The sequence below is a fragment of the Nitrosomonas nitrosa genome (assembly GCF_003051105.1).
Lineage (GTDB): Bacteria > Pseudomonadota > Gammaproteobacteria > Burkholderiales > Nitrosomonadaceae > Nitrosomonas > Nitrosomonas nitrosa.
The window spans coordinates 20,252-36,422 of the sequence record NZ_QAOO01000030.1; the positions used below are offsets into that span (position 1 = coordinate 20,252).

The following is a 16,171-nucleotide window of genomic DNA, read 5'->3' on the forward strand; positions in this document are numbered from 1 at the left end:
TTAAGCAGTTTGAGTTGCATATTGACCCACAAAGGCAGATCTTCTCTTTTTCACAAGCGCTGGTACATATTGATTTTTTTCAAGCTGCCCATTCTTAAATCCAAGGCGCTCATAAACACTTCCACCTATTCCTGGATCTAAATTTCCATCTTTTCTCTTGCTATTGTCCATTGCATAAAACCAAAATTGAAAACGTGAGGCAATGGAAAAAGAAAATTCTTTTTCCAAATTTTTATCTGCTCCTTCCAAAATAACAGGAGCCACTATCATTATTTTTTGGGGATTGGATTCATTAATGAGATTTGTAAGATTAGTTTTGATAACGCAGCCACCAGAAATGACTGATTTTACTACTATCAGGTATTGAAGCGTTGATTTGAAAGGTTCTCTGTATTTTTTTAAGATAGGTGCGATATGTGCCTCTTTTACATCAAAAGGGTCAACTCTCTCATTCCAAAAGCAAGCAAATCGTACAGCCGTAAAACATTTCGCTTCTTCTATCACATCAATGAGTCCTTTCGCAAGAAAATCAGCATCTTCTACAGTACAAGCTATGCAAATTTCTGCATCTGGATTGCAAGGCTTCAGAGTAGCTACTATCTTTTCTGCAAGATCACGCCCTAAAGAATACATCGTTTTTTGATAACTTTCGTTCGAAGTGCTAGCATCTGTTAAAGTATTTAGCAGATTACGAACATATTCTGTAGCATAATCAGTATATTTTCTCATAATAGCCACACCTCTAAATCATCGAATGTTGTGGGTTGTTTTTGCTCTATCGTATCCTGAAATTTAATGAATCTTTGATCGCAGCAGTCATAAGGAAGGCGACCAAACTGCAACTCATAGTAATTCCAACTTAAAAACCCCCTTACTATAGTGTAATTAAATCCAGCTATACTGTTAAGTATTTTTTGCGTTAAAGGTCTAATTTCTGGAATGGGACCCCACTGTCTAATCAATGTGGGGTAAATATTTCTAGTCCTCAGAATTAGCTCTTTTAGAGAGATACAATTTTTGGTACCACTGCTAACCCATGCAGCCAATATTAAATTGGCTACACCTTCTAATAATTCTCGACTGGGATTTTCGTCTGGACAAAGCTGTGATATTGCATTCTGAAAATCTAGATCTGCATCTAGAAAAGATGCTAAATTTTCATAATCAATAAACAAAACAACATCACAGAACCCATTTAATATTTCTGGCTTTTTTGTCAACATCGTTTGATGAAGATCATGATTGGAAACTATTAAAATAATTTTTGAACACGTGATCCCTTGTTTCTTATTTAATTCATGTTGATCTTCAAAATCTTTAAATAGTGGATGTCTTCCCCCATCCCAACTTAATTTCTCTGAGCTTTTTAACTGATAATTCTCACGACTTTTTTTCTCGGGAATTTCGATAATTAAATCATCAACAAAACAAGGAATTTGGTTGGATACGTATACTTCTAAATTATTTTCAAATACTTGTGGAACTAGGGTTGCAATTCTAGAAATAGCAAAAAATATTTCATAACTATTTCCTTTTTCATTGCTGCGTCCACCAATATTTTTATGTCTCACGTAATCAGCTTTTGAAGCACCAAAATTTGCGCGTATAAAGTCTATCTGATTATCAATTCCTTGATTTTTACTAAATGCACGTTCTTGTTCGTGAGTATTAATCAAAAGTCTACTCCTTACATTTATTCAAGTTTCTTGATTGTTTCTAGCTCAATTGACCGAATTAACTCATTCTTTTACTGTGTTAGAAGTGCGAGGAATCTTTTGATCTCGGGCTATGATGGTTTCTGTTATGGCTACACTATCTGAAGAATTACGATCAAGTCAGAGGTAAAAACGAATTCGCTTTATTGTTGTGCTCAACTTCAATTTATTTTCATGAGTGTTCTCGATTAAAATCAGTTCTCTTTTTGAGCTGTGTGACCCCCGCGTGACCCTAAAGAAATTGAAGGGATTTAGTATTTCTACTAATCCCTTGATTTAATTGGCGCCCTAGAGACGAATCGAACGTCCGACCTACCCCTTAGGAGGGGGTCGCTCTATCCACTGAGCTACCAGGGCGAAATTCAATTAATATTTTACGCTATTATGCGGGGATGGAAAAACAGAAACCGTCCACTAATCACGATGCTCCGCATCGCAAAAAATTGCCTCAAGCTGTAGTGGTGCTTGGGCTAGTCAGTTTTTTCAATGATTTCGCTTCCGATATCGTTATTCCGCTCATCCCCATTTTGCTGGCATCTGTCCTTGCCGCGGGGCCCATGGCACTCGGCTTGATCGAGGGCATTGCCGATGCATTGGCGAGTTTCTTGAAGCTGTGGTCAGGACGGCATTCTGATGTGATGGGGGGACGCCGCAAAAAACTGACGGTGGTGGGATATACGCTGTCCAACATCGCGCGTCCTTTACTGGGGCTCGCTGCTTCCTGGCCAGTGGTTTTGCTGCTACGCAGCATTGATCGTGTCGGCAAAGGGTTGCGTAGTGCACCACGTGATGCGTTGGTTGCCGATGCGACCCCTTCACATATGCGTGGCTACGCATTTGGCTTTCATCGGGCGCTGGATAATGGGGGCGCTGTAGCGGGAAGCCTCACGGCTGCGGCAGTGCTTGCCTGGTCAGGGTTGGATCTGATCGAAGTGATTTTATGGTCCGCGCTGCCCGGCTTTGTTGCAGTGCTATTGTTAAGCGTGGCGATCAAAGAAAAGGAAACACACGCCACAACGATGATGGGGCATACCCTATCCGAGGCCCGCCCTCCGTTACCACCCTTACGCTGGTCGTTATTATCCTTGCCAACAAGGCGTTATCTGCTGGTGCTCACCCTTTTTACCTTTGCACGCGCTTCCGAAACATTCATCCTCCTGCTGGGATATCACCTGGGGGTAGGCGTGGTAGAGCTATTGCTGGTCTGGTCTGCGATCAATCTGGCCAAGGCGATCACGTCGACCGCTGGCGGGCAATTGGCGGATCGCTACGGACGTGGCAGCTTGTTGCTGGTTGGCTGGCTTGCCTTTGCCGTATCGTTCATGTCGCTTGGCTTGGTCACCGACAATACGGGATTATGGTTGGTCAGCATTTTTTATGGCTTGTTCATAGGCATGAGCGAGGGAGCAGAGCGCGCATTGATTACGGATTATGCCCATCCAGCCGAGCGTGGTACTGCCTTTGGTTGGTACCATCTGGCGCTTGGGCTCGCGGCCATTCCTGCTGGCGTCTTGTTCGGTTCTCTCTGGCAGTTTCATAGCGCATCGCTGGCGTTCTTTTTTGCAGGAGGGGTTGCAGCCTTCGCGGCACTCTTGTTGCGGCTGTGGGCATGGCCAGCCAATGATACGATGAATTCGAAATCGAATTAAGCAGAGGCTTTAAGCAGCACCAGCACCGCCCCGCTCCCGCCTTGCTCGGGATTGGCCTGACAAAAGGCCAGCACATCATCGCGTTGCGCGAGCCAGCTCCCTATGCGCGATTTCAGTACGGGTTCCTGATTTTTCGAACTCAGCCCCCTACCGTGAATGATACAAACGCACCGTACTTTGTATTTGCCGCATTCATCGAGAAAAGCCACTAATGCATAGCGCGCCTGATCCCGCGTCATGCCATGCAAATCCAGTTCGGCTTGAATTTTCCAATGACCGCGCCGTAATTTACGCAGCGTCTGGCGAGGTATTCCTGGGCGCAGGTAAGACCATTCGCTCCCTTCCTGGATTTCAAGCGAAATATGATCTGACAGCGTATCCTGCGTGATCGGTGTTTCTACGATGGGACGGGGAATCGGTTTAGGAGCACGACGCCGATGCGTCACCCGGCCGGATGAAGGAAGCGGGATTACATCCCGCATTGCTTCACGGAATAGAGCCGAGTCTTCGTCGCTATTTTCCGTATCGGATGAAGGTGTTTTCTTTTTATCTCCCGCCACAGAACATCCGGTCAGGCCAAATCTTCGAGATACTTTTCAGCATCGAGCGCGGCCATACAACCACTTCCCGCGCTGGTTACCGCTTGCCGGTAGATATGATCCTGCACATCGCCGGCAGCAAACACACCGGGTAGGCTCGTTGCCGTTGCGTTCCCTTCGTTACCGCCTTGCGTCACGATATAGCCATTGCGCATTTCAATCTGCCCTTGGAAAAGATCGGTATTGGGCTGATGACCAATGGCGATAAACACACCTTGCAAATCGAGCGTTTGGGTAGCCCCATCCGGCACCTGTTTGATGCGAATACTCGTCACGCCGGATTCATTGCCGAGCACTTCATCCAAAACATGGTTGAGCGCTAACGTGACATTGCCGTTTTCCACGCGATGCATGAGCTTGTCAATCAGGATTTTTTCTGAGCGGAATTTATCGCGTCGATGCACGACCGTAACGCGGCGAGCGATATTAGAGAGATAGAGCGCTTCTTCGACAGCCGTATTGCCTCCGCCAATGACAGCAACGTCCTGTCCTTTATAAAAAAATCCATCGCAAGTCGCACACGCCGACACGCCCTTGCCCATATAAGCTTCCTCCGACGGGAGTCCCAGATACTTAGCCGAGGCGCCTGTGGCGATGATCAAAGCATCGCATGTATAAGTGCCTTGATCGCCTATCAGAACAAATGGCTTTTCCGTCAGTTTGGCTGTGTGAATATGATCGAAAATGATCTCGGTTTGGAAGCGCTCCGCATGCTTCTGGAAGCGGTCCATCAATTCTGGTCCCTGCACACCCTGTACGTCAGCAGGCCAATTGTCGACATCGGTGGTCGTCATGAGTTGACCGCCCTGGGCCAGGCCGGTAATGACGACAGGATTGAGATTAGCACGTGCCGCATAAATTGCGGCTGTATAACCTGCGGGTCCAGAACCCAGTATGAGCAATCGGGAATGTTTGGTTGTCATGTTCTCGTTTCAATAAAATAAGTAATTTAAGTTTTTTTTCTAATAACAATCGCGTACTCGTAGATATCCAGCCCTTCTGTTTCCGATTGGCCTCTTTTTCTGGCAATCATCAATAAGCGTTCTGCAGGTTTTTTTTCATTGAGTAAAAGATCGGTTTCATTGAGTGCTTCATCGGGGAAATACATTTGTGTCGTCAAATTTGCATAGCCCTTATTAAATACCTTGAAGTGAATGTGGGGTGGCCGCATCCAGCTCCTTGAAGCCGGATACGCACCCGGCATGACCGTTTTGAAACGAAATTCACCGTGTTCATCTGCGGCGACAATCGCCCAGCCTTGAAAATTGGCATCCAGTGGCGCTGGATTAGGGTCACGAGGATGGCGATAGCGCCCCTTTGCATTCGCCTGCCAGATTTCTACGGTTGCATGCGGCACCGGCTGACCTTGGATATCCAGCACGCTCCCTCTGACAATGATGTGTTTGCCTTCAGCCACGCTATTGCGGCCTTTGACGCGCGTCAAATCATAATCCTTATCGTCTTGGGGCGTCACCGGGTAAAATGGCCCTTCCACCTCGGGCGGTGTTGGCATAAGTGCTTTAGCCAGACTTCCTTTTGCAGTGAATGCCCCGACGATACCTCCCGCCATACTCCACTTAAGCAGCTTTCTCCTGGATAGATTTTTCATCATTTTCTCCTCATGCCAAACAAATTCATATTAAAAAGAAAACGGCTAAAGCGTGTTTGAGCTGAGTAATTGAATACCGTTCCTATAATTTCTGCTCCACCCACCCGGCGACACTCGTCAATGCAGCAGGCAGTTTTTCTGGCAAAGTGCCCCCTGCTTGCGCCATATCCGCGCGGCCGCCACCTTTGCCGCCTACTTGTTGCGCCACATAGTTGATCAACTCGCCTGCTTTTATTTTGGCAGTCAAATCATCGGTGACGCCAGCGATAAGCATGACTTTCCCAGCTTCGGTCGTAGCCAGTACCACGACGCAGGGTTTGAATTTGTCTTTGAGCTTATCCAAGGTTTCGCGCAGCGTTTTATTGTCTGCGCCAGCCAAATTGGTTGCCAGCACATTGACTCCTTTGACATCGCACATTTGTTTGCCGAGTTCGCCACTTTGCAGTGCCGCCAATTTCGATTTCAATGCGGTCAATTCTTTTTCAAATGCTTTCTTGGTTTGTTGCAATTGATGAACCGCCAGCGGGATCGCTCCCTCCTGTAGCAGAGGTACATTCAGCAAAGCTGCGCTTTTCTTGCGGTCTTCCTCGATAATCTTCACGTAGTGCAGCGCACGATCGCCCGTACACGCTTCTACCCGCCTTACACCGGCGGCTACACCACTTTCGGAAATGATCTTGAACAGTCCAATATCGCCGGTACGGCTGACATGGGTGCCGCCGCACAATTCCCGGGAGAAACCGATATCCAGCACCCGCACCTCGTCGCCATATTTTTCACCGAACAGCATCATCGCTCCGACTTTTTTTGCTTCTTCGATCGGCATCACCCGCGCCTGACACTCGGTATTGGCAAGAATCTCGGCATTCACGATCTCTTCTACTTTGCGGATTTGCTGTTCGGTCATCGGTTCGTTATGCGAGAAATCGAAGCGTGTCCGCTCGTCATCCACGAGTGAGCCCTTTTGTTGCACGTGACCGCCCAATACTTCACGCAATGCTTTGTGCATCAAGTGCGTCGCCGAATGATGCCGTGCCGTGCGTATTCGCGCCAATGGATCTACTTTTGCTATGACGGTATCATTTACCACCAACCGACCGCTGCTCAACAACCCTTTGTGACCGAACACGTTTGCCTGGATTTTCTGGGTATCCCTCACTCTAAATGTACCGTTTGCCGCCAGCAATTCACCGCAGTCACCGACTTGTCCCCCCGATTCTGCATAAAAGGGTGTGCGATCAAGCACGATCACGGCTTCCTCATCGGCCTCGATAAATTCGACTTGGCTGCCTTGCTTATATAGCGCGAGAATGCGCGCCTCTTGTTGCAGGCTATCGTATCCGTAAAATTCGGTGGAAGCACCATGATACTCGACACCGCCTTGCATAGTGAATTTACCCGCCGCGCGGGCGCGCTCCCGCTGATCTTCCATGGCGCTCTCGAAACCGGCGTAATCGATGCGAACACCACGTTCCCTGGCGATATCGGCGGTCAGGTCGACTGGAAACCCGAATGTATCGTACAAGCGGAAAACGGTATCCCCTGCCAACTCATTACTTTGTTCGCGTAGGGCCGCTTCCAGCACTTGCATGCCATTTTCCAACGTTTCCGCGAACCGTTCTTCTTCTTGCCTGAGTACGGCGGCAACCCGTGCTTTGGCATCCACCAGCTCGGGATAAGCTTGTCCCATCACTTTGGCCAGGTCATCGACCAGCCGATGAAAAAAGGGCAGCTTCTGCTCAAGCCGATATCCGTGGCGAATCGCACGGCGAATGATGCGGCGCAGTACATAACCCCGGCCTTCATTGCCTGGGATAACGCCATCGGTAATGAGAAAAGCACATGCCCGGATATGATCGGCAATGACCTTGAGTGAATTGTTCGATAAATCCTGTGCGTGTGTCTCGCGTGCAGCGGCTTTGATCAAATCTTGGAACAGGTCGATATCATAGTTACTATGCACCCCCTGCATAACCGCAGAAATCCGCTCCAGCCCCATGCCAGTATCGACAGAAGGTTTCGGTAAAGGATGCAGTGTGCCACTGATGTCACGATTGTATTGCATGAAAACCAGATTCCAGATCTCAATATACCGGTCGCCATCTGCATCGGCTGATCCCGGTGGACCGCCCGCCACATCGGGGCCGTGATCATAAAAAATCTCAGAACAGGGACCGCAGGGACCGGTATCGCCCATCTGCCAGAAATTATCCATGGTGGCGATCCGCACAAAACGCGTTGGATCAACACCCACCTCGTTCAGCCAGATATCGGCCGCCTCATCGTCCTCGGCATAGACTGTCACCCAAAGTTTTTCTTGGGGAATTGCCAGCACCTGGGTGAGAAATTCCCATGCGTAGCGAATCGCGTTACGCTTAAAATAATCTCCAAAGCTGAAATTACCCAGCATTTCAAAGAAGGTATGATGCCGTGCAGTGTAGCCGACATTCTCCAGGTCATTGTGCTTGCCACCCGCTCGCACACAACGTTGTGAACTCGTAGCCCGCACGTAGGGACGCTTGTCCTGGCCAAGAAATACATCCTTGAACTGCACCATTCCCGCATTCGTGAATAGCAAGGTCGGATCATTGCCAGGCACAAGTGGACTGGAAGCGACAATGGTATGGCCGTGCGACTCGAAGAACTCAAGAAATTTTTGCCTTATTTCACTGCTTTTCATGTTTATTCCATTTCATACGACAGGTCTTTATGAGGTAGCATCGCTATATCTCGTCATCCGAGCAAGCCAGTACTTGACGGATAACGCCTGAAGAAAACCCTCTTCCCGCTAAAAAACGGGCTTGCTTGCTTCGCTCTTTCAGGTTTTCGGGGATAACACCGAATTTCTTTCGCCATACTTCACGTGCCGCTTGCAGTTCGGTTTCTTTTAGGTTGCTCATCGCCGCGTCGATCAAGTGCTCGGCAATGCCTTTTTCTTTTAATTCGTGGCGGATGCGTAGCGAACCGAATTTGTTCCTGCGGCCATGGAGCACTTGCTCGACCACGCGCTCAGCCGAAAGCCATCCCCGCTGCTCCAGTGCATCCAGCACTTCCGAAAGCGTTTCAGGCGCAGGTGCATGGTCTGCCAGTTTCTTTGCCAGCTCCAACCGGGAGTACTCCCGTTTCGCCAAATAGCGCACTGCACGAGCTTGCAGATTTTGCTTGATCGCATCATTCACTCGATTTGCCACCTGATTGGGCTGCTTTAACGGGTTCGGCCAGTCCCGCGGCAATACGAATCTTCTGCTCGATTTCTTTAGCCATTTGCTTGTGCTCTTTCAGATAATCGCGCACATTGTCTTTCCCCTGGCCTATTTTTTCACCGTTATAAGAATACCAAGCGCCTGCTTTTTCGATCAATTTATGCAGCACACCCAGTTCGATGATCTCGCTTTCCCGTGATATACCTTCACCATAGAGAATGTCGAAATCGGCTTGCTTGAACGGTGGCGCCACTTTGTTCTTGACGACTTTTACGCGGGTTTCGTTGCCGATCACTTCCTCACCCTTTTTAATGGAACCCGTGCGGCGGATATCTAGCCGCACCGACGCGTAGAATTTCAGCGCATTTCCACCGGTGGTCGTTTCAGGATTACCAAACATCACGCCGATCTTCATGCGAATCTGGTTGATGAAAATCACCATGGTGTTTGTGCGCTTGATATTGGCGGTCAGTTTACGCAGCGCCTGTGACATCAGTCTCGCTTGCAAACCCATCTGCGGATCGCCCATTTCACCCTCGATCTCTGCACGCGGGGTCAGCGCTGCCACGGAATCAACCACGACGATATCTACTGAACCGGAGCGAACCAGCATATCGGTAATCTCGAGCGCCTGCTCCCCATTATCCGGTTGTGATATCAGCAGTTCCTGAATATTAACGCCTATCTTCTTGGCATACTGTGGATCCAACGCATGCTCTGCATCTATAAAAGCGGCGGTTCCACCCATTTTCTGCATTTCGGCAATCACTTGCAGAGTCAGGGTCGTTTTGCCAGAGGATTCAGGTCCATAGATTTCGATAATCCGCCCACGTGGCAATCCACCAACGCCGAGCGCAATATCCAATCCTAGGGAACCCGTTGAAACTACTTGGATATCGTTGGCCACTTGACTCGCATCCATACGCATAATCGAGCCTTTGCCGAACTGTTTTTCAATCTGGGAAAGCGCCGCAGCCAATGCTTTGTTTCTGTTCTCGTCCATTGTTTTTCCTGTTAACAATTCACGGAATTATCGCATATTCACTACAGGAAGGAAGAAACTTGCAGCCTCGCTCAGCATCCCTCCCTGAGCCGGCCGAAAAATTAGCAAAAACTTCAAGGATATGGCTAGCCTGCGATATAATTTATATTTGCGAGCGTTGACATCATTCTTTTCTTATATTTTTGGAAACGACAGGGAGAAAAATTATTAGAATCATTTTGTTAGGTGCCCCAGGCGCGGGTAAAGGCACACAGGCCAACTATATCAAAGAACATTTCGGTATCCCGCAAATCTCGACCGGAGACATGCTGCGCAATGCTGTCAAGGCAGGCACGGAACTTGGCATCATGGCGAAAAAAATTATGGAATCAGGTGGTTTGGTTTCAGATGAAATCATCATCAACCTTGTCAAAGAACGCATTGCTGAACCCGATTGCGTCAATGGGTTTTTGTTCGATGGTTTTCCTCGCACCATTCCCCAGGCGGATGCGTTAAAAGCCGCAAAAGTAGAAATCGATTATGTCGTTGAAATTGATGTGGCCGACACGGAAATTATCAAGCGCATGTCAGGACGTAGGGTACACCCGGCATCAGGCCGCACCTATCATATAGAATTCAATCCACCTAAAGTAGATAACCAAGACGATATAACAGGAGAGCCTCTGATTCAGCGCGAGGATGATCGGGAAGAAACGGTTCGCAAGCGCTTACAGGTCTACCACGATCAAACCAAACCGCTCATCGAATACTATTCGAGATGGTCTACAAGTGGAGAGCCCGCGGCACCGCGCTATATCAAAATCGCTGGTATCGGCGATGTTGAAGACATTCGTCACAACATCATCCAATCGCTCACCAATAGCACGTTTAAAGATTCCCAAAATTTTTAGATAAATTATTGAGCTATTTCAAAAAAATAAACAAAGTAGCGCTAATGTTTTGATCAATCAGGAGAAAAAAATAATATGGCAATAAAAAATGCATTTTATGCGCAATCAGGCGGTGTAACGGCCGTGATCAATGCCTCTGCTGCGGGCGTCCTTGAAGCAGCCCGTGCGCATAGCGACAAAATCGGTAAAGTATTCGCTGGCCGCAATGGCATCATTGGGGCGCTGACGGAAGATCTGATCGATACCAGTGTAGAATCTACTGAAGCGATCAAGGCACTCCGCCACACCCCGTCAGGCGCCTTTGGCTCCTGCCGCTACAAGCTCAAAAGCCTTGAACAAAACCGACGGGAGTACGAGCGTCTGATCGAAGTATTCAAGGCGCATGACATCGGTTATTTCTTCTACAATGGCGGAGGCGATTCTGCAGACACCTGTTTAAAAGTTTCTCAGCTTTCCGATACGCTTGGCTACCCTATTAAAGCTATTCACGTTCCCAAAACGGTCGATAACGATTTACCCATTACCGATTGCTGCCCAGGATTCGGTTCCGTTGCGAAATATATCGCTGTATCGACACGTGAAGCCAGTTTCGATGTTGCAAGCATGGCCAAAACTTCCACCAAAGTATTCGTATTGGAAGTCATGGGACGTCATGCGGGTTGGATCGCGGCCGCAGGTGGCCTCGCTTCGAGCAAAGATTGCGAAATCCCGATCGTCATCCTATTTCCAGAAGTTACTTTTAATAAAGAAAAATTTCTCGCTAAAGTCGATAGCTTAGTCAAGCAATTCGGCTACTGCTCGGTAGTGGTGTCAGAGGGTGTCAAGGGTGCAGATGGCAATTTTCTTTCTGACCAAGGGTTGCGAGATGCATTTGGTCATGCGCAATTAGGCGGAGTTGCACCGGTCGTGGCCAACATCATCAAGGATGGGCTTGGGTTGAAATATCACTGGGGCGTCGCTGACTATCTTCAGCGCGCTGCCCGTCATATTGCCTCAAAAACAGATGTAGAGCAGGCCTATGCAATGGGTAAAGCCGCTGTTGAGTATGCCATTGCCGGGCATAACTCGGTCATGCCAACCATCGAGCGGGTCTCCAATACGCCTTATAGCTGGAAAGTGGGCATGGCTGAATTATCTAAAGTCGCCAATGTGGAAAAAATGATGCCTACAGACTTTATTACCGAAGATGGTTTTGGTATTACAGAAAAATGTCGCGAGTATCTCTCGCCCTTAATCGAAGGCGAGGATTATCCTCCTTACAAGAATGGTTTACCCGATTATGTGCGGCTGCAAAATGTTGCAGTCAGTAAGAAGTTGGCTGAATTCAAGCTTTAATCTCATATAGTTACATTATGACGGCAAGAATGTATAAAATATGCGGTCTTGCTGTTTCTGATTCAAATTAGATGATTGATGCGAAATTTTCAGACCAAATTTCGCATGTTTTTCAGGTGGTCTGGCTTTAATTGGAGTTCTTTATGGCAAACGGTTTAACGATTGCAATTTTCAGCGCGATTCTTGCCCTGGTTTTCAGTGGCATCTGGATCCGGCGTATTTATGCTCAGTCTCCCGGTAACGCACGCATGCAAGAAATTGCTGCAGCTATACAAGAAGGTGCATCAGCCTATCTCAAGCGCCAATACATGACCATCAGCATGGTCGGCGCGATTCTATTTCTTGCCGTAGGCTTAGCGCTCTCGTGGAGTACTGCTATCGGTTTTGCCTTGGGCGCACTCCTTTCAGGTGTTGCTGGCTTCATGGGTATGACCGTATCTGTCCAATCCAATGTGCGCACGGCTGAAGCAGCACGTTCTGGCTTGAATGAAGCATTGGAAATCGCGTTTCGCGGTGGTGCCGTTACTGGCATGCTGGTGGTGGCGCTAGGTCTGTTAGGCGTAGCAGGTTATACCGCACTGCTTTACAGCGATTCAGCCGCTGGTCAATCGATGAGCGATATTATTCATCCACTGGTAGGTTTTGCCTTTGGGGGTTCACTGATTTCCATCTTTGCACGTCTCGGTGGCGGTATTTTCACGAAAGGTGCTGACGTTGGTGCAGATCTGGTGGGTAAAGTCGAAGCGGGCATCCCTGAAGATGATCCGCGTAACCCTGCTGTGATTGCAGACAATGTGGGCGATAATGTCGGCGATTGCGCAGGCATGGCGGCTGATTTGTTTGAAACCTATGCAGTTACCATTATCGCTACCATGATCCTGGGTGCATTATTATTCACATCCGATGCAGCCAATGCGGTTGTATATCCGTTGATGCTGGGTGCAGTCTCGATTGTGGCTTCCATTATTGGCTGCTACTTCGTCAAAATGCGCGAAGGTGGAAAAATCATGAATGCGCTGTACCGCGGTCTCGCAGTTGCAGGTGGTATTGCGTTTTTTGCCTATTTACCTGTTACTGTATGGTTTATGGGTGGTATGTCTTTAACACTCGACGGCGGTGAAGTTGCGGGTGGTGAGCTGGTTATGCGCTTGTTTGTTTGCGCAGCAATTGGCCTCATCTTGACGGGGTTGATGGTCATTATTACCGAATATTACACTTCGACCGAATATCCGCCAGTTCAGCATATCGCTAACGCTTCGACCACTGGCCATGGTACCAATATCATTGCAGGGCTTGGCGTTTCTATGCGCGCTACTGCCGCACCAGTATTAGCGGTGTGCGCAAGTATCCTGATTGCTTACTCATTGGCGGGTCTTTACGGTATCGCTATTGCCGCAACCGCTATGTTATCTATGACAGGTATCATTGTCGCACTGGATGCATATGGTCCAATCACTGACAATGCAGGCGGTATCGCAGAAATGTCAGGCATGCCGGAATCCGTTCGTGCGATTACTGATCCGCTGGATGCAGTTGGCAATACGACCAAAGCTGTTACCAAAGGCTATGCGATTGGTTCGGCGGGGCTAGCGGCTCTGGTACTATTCGCCGACTACACGCATGGTTTGGAGCATGCAGGCAAACTACTCACCTTTGATTTATCCAATCATATGGTCATCATCGGTCTATTTATCGGCGGCATGGTACCTTACCTGTTTGGGGCAATGTCAATGGAAGCGGTCGGACGCGCTGCGGGCTCAGTCGTTATTGAAGTACGCCGACAATTCAGAGAGATTCCTGGCATCATGGAGGGAACCGCAAAACCGGATTATTCCCGTGCAGTGGATATGCTGACCAAGGCGGCCATCAAAGAAATGATCGTTCCATCGTTGTTGCCTGTGCTCGTCCCTCTGCTAGTAGGTCTCTTGCTCGGCCCTCAAGCACTGGGTGGCGTATTGCTAGGCTCGATCGTTACAGGTCTGTTTGTGGCCATTTCTATGACTGCCGGTGGGGGTGCCTGGGATAATGCGAAGAAATACATCGAAGACGGTAACTACGGTGGCAAAGGTAGTGAAGCCCATAAAGCAGCAGTTACAGGTGATACCGTTGGTGATCCCTACAAAGATACGGCAGGGCCTGCAATTAACCCGCTGATCAAAATCATCAATATCGTGGCATTGTTAATCATTCCACTGCTGTAATATTGTAGTCTTATCATTCCTGAAGCCTGTCAGTTTTACCTGGCAGGCTTTTTTTATGCTCACCGGCCTCGTTTATCATGATTCTGTCATTGCAATCTCTTTCTACATTACGTAGGATTGACCGTGAGCGTGAGGGGTGTTATTAAACTCTCTCCACTCCATGCGATCATCCCATGGTTACAGCATCTTTATCAGAAACTCTATGCAACTGTTTGTATCAACAGCATTAATAGGAGAAAGAAGATGAACATTAAATTAAACGTAATCATTACATTGATAGCACTATTCTTGTCTACATCAAGTTTCGCCGGCTTATTTGATGAAGAAAAAGTGGAATGGTCACAAGTTCCCGAGAAAGTGCAGCAAACTATCAATCAACATTTGCAAGGCGGAACCATCGAAAAAATTGAGAAAGAAACTAAGAAGAAAAAAGTGATTGTTTATGAAGCCTATGTAAAAAAACCCGATGGGGAAAAAATCGAAATTAAAGTCGAAGAAGATGGCACCCTACTCGAAATCGAAGATGAAAATGATTAAGTATCAAATTCATTAGTTGATGCTCATTCTCATATTTCTATCCACTTCCGGTCTGACTAGATATTAGTCAGACCCTGTCCTTTTACGATTTAGCCTAAAGGAGGGGTTATCCAATGCCAAGCAAAACGTACTATTCTCTGAGACCATTGTTATCAATCATAGCCTTGTATATCACCTGCTCTTTGGTTCAAGCGAGCGCGCCGGATACGACGATCAACCCCGCTACCGGGCACAAGCATTATGAAAAACCGGATCAAACCAAATCGATGGAACAACCTGCACCGAGATTGCAAAATCTCGGTTCTCACACTTTTCCGGTCAGCACAAAAAACCCACAAGCGCAATTATTCATCAATCAAGGGGTTAATTTGGCCTACGCATTCAATCATGCCGAAGCATATCGAGCTTTCAGGGAGGCCGCGCGGCTTGATCCTAACTTGGCTATGGCTTACTGGGGGCAAGCACTTGTACTAGGGCCGAATATTAATGCCATGATGGAGCCCAACGATGAACAGGAAGCGTATGAACTCGTCCAAAAAGCCAAATCGCTTATAGCAATGGCAACCCCAAGAGAACAGGCGCTTATCGATGCATTGGAAAAGCGTTATACAGGAAAAGCTGAGGAACGCACTGTAAACGATCAAGCATACGCAAATGCCATGCGCTCAGTTTACCAACAGTTTCCGAATGATCTGGATATCGCGATGCTCTATGTCGAGGCGGTAATGGATCTTCGGCCATGGAATTATTGGATGCCTGATGGCCAACCGTATGAAGGAACGAAAGAAATTGTAGCGATCACTGAAGAGGTCATGAGCAAGAACCCGAAACATCCAGGTGCACTGCATATGTATATCCATCTCATCGAACCAACGAGTACGCCCGAGCGCGCGGAAAAAGCAGCAGACACCCTCCTGACGCTCATGCCCGCGGCCGGGCATATGGTGCACATGCCCTCGCATATCTATCAGCGTGTCGGACGCTACGCTGACTCGATGAAAAGTAATATGCTCGCCATTGCAGCAGATGAAGACTATATCGCACAGTGTCAGGCGCAAGGAATTTACCCGATGGGTTACTATCCGCACAATATTCACTTTTTGTGGTTTGCAGCCACGCTGGATGGGCAAAGCAAGGTAGCCATTCAAGCAGCTCGCAGTGCAGCAAGCAAAATTAGTGACGAAGTATTGAATGAGTTCCCTGTTACGGCGATATTCCGTGTCATTCCTTACTGGTCGTTGGCCAGATTCGGGCGTTGGGAAGACGTGCTTAAAGAACCGGCCCCTCCTACTAATAACCCTTTCCTAACCGGAAGCTGGCACTATGTGCGTGGTCCACGGTAAATTTGTTCTCCTCTTGAGTTAATCAAAGCGACCGAGTGCGTGTTGAGTTAGAAGTCATACGAAGGTAGTCGAAGACCAGTCGGGTAT

The 16,171-nt window shown here is 48.0% G+C and carries 14 protein-coding genes and 1 tRNA gene; 6 read left to right on the plus strand and 9 right to left on the minus strand.

From position 1 onward, the window contains the following. The 3 genes from C8R30_RS13445 to C8R30_RS13455 all read right to left on the minus strand — a co-directional run bounded on the left by C8R30_RS13445 (nucleotide 1) and on the right by C8R30_RS13455 (nucleotide 2,072). The gene (locus C8R30_RS13445) at nucleotides 1–729 is read right to left on the minus strand and encodes a hypothetical protein (RefSeq protein WP_090668070.1); all 729 of its coding nucleotides are present in this window, start codon (nucleotides 727–729) and stop codon (nucleotides 1–3) included. Beyond that, nucleotides 726–1,676, minus strand: coding sequence for a hypothetical protein (locus C8R30_RS13450; protein ID WP_107790352.1), 951 nt, complete (start codon nucleotides 1,674–1,676; stop codon nucleotides 726–728). The genes C8R30_RS13445 and C8R30_RS13450 overlap by 4 nt, the downstream gene beginning before the upstream one ends. Before the next feature lie 320 nt (nucleotides 1,677–1,996). After that, a tRNA-Arg gene (locus C8R30_RS13455) sits at nucleotides 1,997–2,072 on the minus strand. 35 nt (nucleotides 2,073–2,107) lie between these two features. On the opposite strand from C8R30_RS13455, the gene C8R30_RS13460 reads away from it, so the two are divergent. Beyond that, the gene (locus tag C8R30_RS13460) at nucleotides 2,108–3,364 is read left to right on the plus strand and encodes an MFS transporter (RefSeq protein WP_107790353.1); all 1,257 of its coding nucleotides are present in this window, start codon (nucleotides 2,108–2,110) and stop codon (nucleotides 3,362–3,364) included. Here C8R30_RS13460 and C8R30_RS13465 read toward each other — a convergent pair. From C8R30_RS13465 to recA, 6 genes are all read right to left on the minus strand, one after another. Beyond that, a complete protein-coding gene (locus tag C8R30_RS13465) occupies nucleotides 3,361–3,924 on the minus strand; it encodes a Smr/MutS family protein (RefSeq protein WP_239654197.1) in 564 nt (187 codons plus the stop codon). The two genes, C8R30_RS13460 and C8R30_RS13465, sit on opposite strands and share 4 nt — an antisense overlap. An 11-nt stretch (nucleotides 3,925–3,935) precedes the next feature. After that, nucleotides 3,936–4,886 carry a thioredoxin-disulfide reductase gene (gene trxB / locus C8R30_RS13470; protein WP_090668078.1) on the minus strand — a complete coding sequence of 317 codons (951 nt, stop codon included), beginning with the start codon at nucleotides 4,884–4,886 and terminating at the stop codon, nucleotides 3,936–3,938. A gap of 26 nt (nucleotides 4,887–4,912) precedes the next feature. Then, nucleotides 4,913–5,575, minus strand: coding sequence for a protocatechuate 3,4-dioxygenase (locus C8R30_RS13475; protein ID WP_244888031.1), 663 nt, complete (start codon nucleotides 5,573–5,575; stop codon nucleotides 4,913–4,915). Nucleotides 5,576–5,654: 79 nt separating this feature from the next. Beyond that, nucleotides 5,655–8,252, minus strand: a complete 2,598-nt coding sequence (gene alaS, locus C8R30_RS13480) for an alanine--tRNA ligase (RefSeq protein ID WP_107790354.1) — start codon at nucleotides 8,250–8,252, stop codon at nucleotides 5,655–5,657. Between the two features lie 43 nt (nucleotides 8,253–8,295). Beyond that, entirely contained in the window at nucleotides 8,296–8,763 is a 468-nt protein-coding gene (gene recX / locus C8R30_RS13485) for a recombination regulator RecX (RefSeq protein ID WP_239654199.1), read from the minus strand. Beyond that, a complete protein-coding gene (recA, locus tag C8R30_RS13490; RefSeq protein ID WP_090668087.1) occupies nucleotides 8,744–9,778 on the minus strand; it encodes a recombinase RecA in 1,035 nt (344 codons plus the stop codon). Before recA ends, recX begins: the two co-directional genes overlap by 20 nt. Nucleotides 9,779–9,984: 206 nt before the next feature. On the opposite strand from recA, the gene adk reads away from it, so the two are divergent. From adk to C8R30_RS13515, 5 genes are all read left to right on the plus strand, one after another. Next, nucleotides 9,985–10,668: an adenylate kinase gene (adk, locus tag C8R30_RS13495; RefSeq protein WP_090668247.1), complete on the plus strand. Its 684-nt coding sequence runs from the start codon at nucleotides 9,985–9,987 to the stop codon at nucleotides 10,666–10,668. A 75-nt stretch (nucleotides 10,669–10,743) separates the two neighbouring features. Then, complete coding sequence (locus C8R30_RS13500) at nucleotides 10,744–12,003, plus strand: 6-phosphofructokinase (RefSeq protein WP_090668091.1); 1,260 nt, start codon at nucleotides 10,744–10,746, stop codon at nucleotides 12,001–12,003. A gap of 143 nt (nucleotides 12,004–12,146) precedes the next feature. Next, on the plus strand, nucleotides 12,147–14,204 hold the full coding sequence (locus C8R30_RS13505) for a sodium-translocating pyrophosphatase (protein WP_090668093.1): 2,058 nt from the start codon (nucleotides 12,147–12,149) through the stop codon (nucleotides 14,202–14,204). Between the two features lie 243 nt (nucleotides 14,205–14,447). Then, nucleotides 14,448–14,741, plus strand: coding sequence for a PepSY domain-containing protein (locus C8R30_RS13510; protein WP_107790355.1), 294 nt, complete (start codon nucleotides 14,448–14,450; stop codon nucleotides 14,739–14,741). 113 nt (nucleotides 14,742–14,854) lie between these two features. After that, nucleotides 14,855–16,084, plus strand: a complete 1,230-nt coding sequence (locus C8R30_RS13515; RefSeq protein WP_420812413.1) for a tetratricopeptide repeat protein — start codon at nucleotides 14,855–14,857, stop codon at nucleotides 16,082–16,084. Nucleotides 16,085–16,171: the final 87 nt, after the last annotated feature.

Excerpts from the sequence above, each read along its gene's own strand:
- recA (WP_090668087.1), bottom strand. The coding sequence starts at position 9,778 with ATGGACGAGAACAGAAACAAAGCATTGGCTGCGGCGCTTTCCCAGATT.
- trxB (WP_090668078.1), bottom strand. The coding sequence starts at position 4,886 with ATGACAACCAAACATTCCCGATTGCTCATACTGGGTTCTGGACCCGCA.
- C8R30_RS13460 (WP_107790353.1), top strand. The coding sequence starts at position 2,108 with ATGGAAAAACAGAAACCGTCCACTAATCACGATGCTCCGCATCGCAAA.
- alaS (WP_107790354.1), bottom strand. The coding sequence starts at position 8,252 with ATGAAAAGCAGTGAAATAAGGCAAAAATTTCTTGAGTTCTTCGAGTCG.
- C8R30_RS13445 (WP_090668070.1), bottom strand. The coding sequence starts at position 729 with ATGAGAAAATATACTGATTATGCTACAGAATATGTTCGTAATCTGCTA.
- C8R30_RS13510 (WP_107790355.1), top strand. The coding sequence starts at position 14,448 with ATGAACATTAAATTAAACGTAATCATTACATTGATAGCACTATTCTTG.
- C8R30_RS13505 (WP_090668093.1), top strand. The coding sequence starts at position 12,147 with ATGGCAAACGGTTTAACGATTGCAATTTTCAGCGCGATTCTTGCCCTG.
- C8R30_RS13500 (WP_090668091.1), top strand. The coding sequence starts at position 10,744 with ATGGCAATAAAAAATGCATTTTATGCGCAATCAGGCGGTGTAACGGCC.
- C8R30_RS13515 (WP_420812413.1), top strand. The coding sequence starts at position 14,855 with ATGCCAAGCAAAACGTACTATTCTCTGAGACCATTGTTATCAATCATA.
- C8R30_RS13475 (WP_244888031.1), bottom strand. The coding sequence starts at position 5,575 with ATGATGAAAAATCTATCCAGGAGAAAGCTGCTTAAGTGGAGTATGGCG.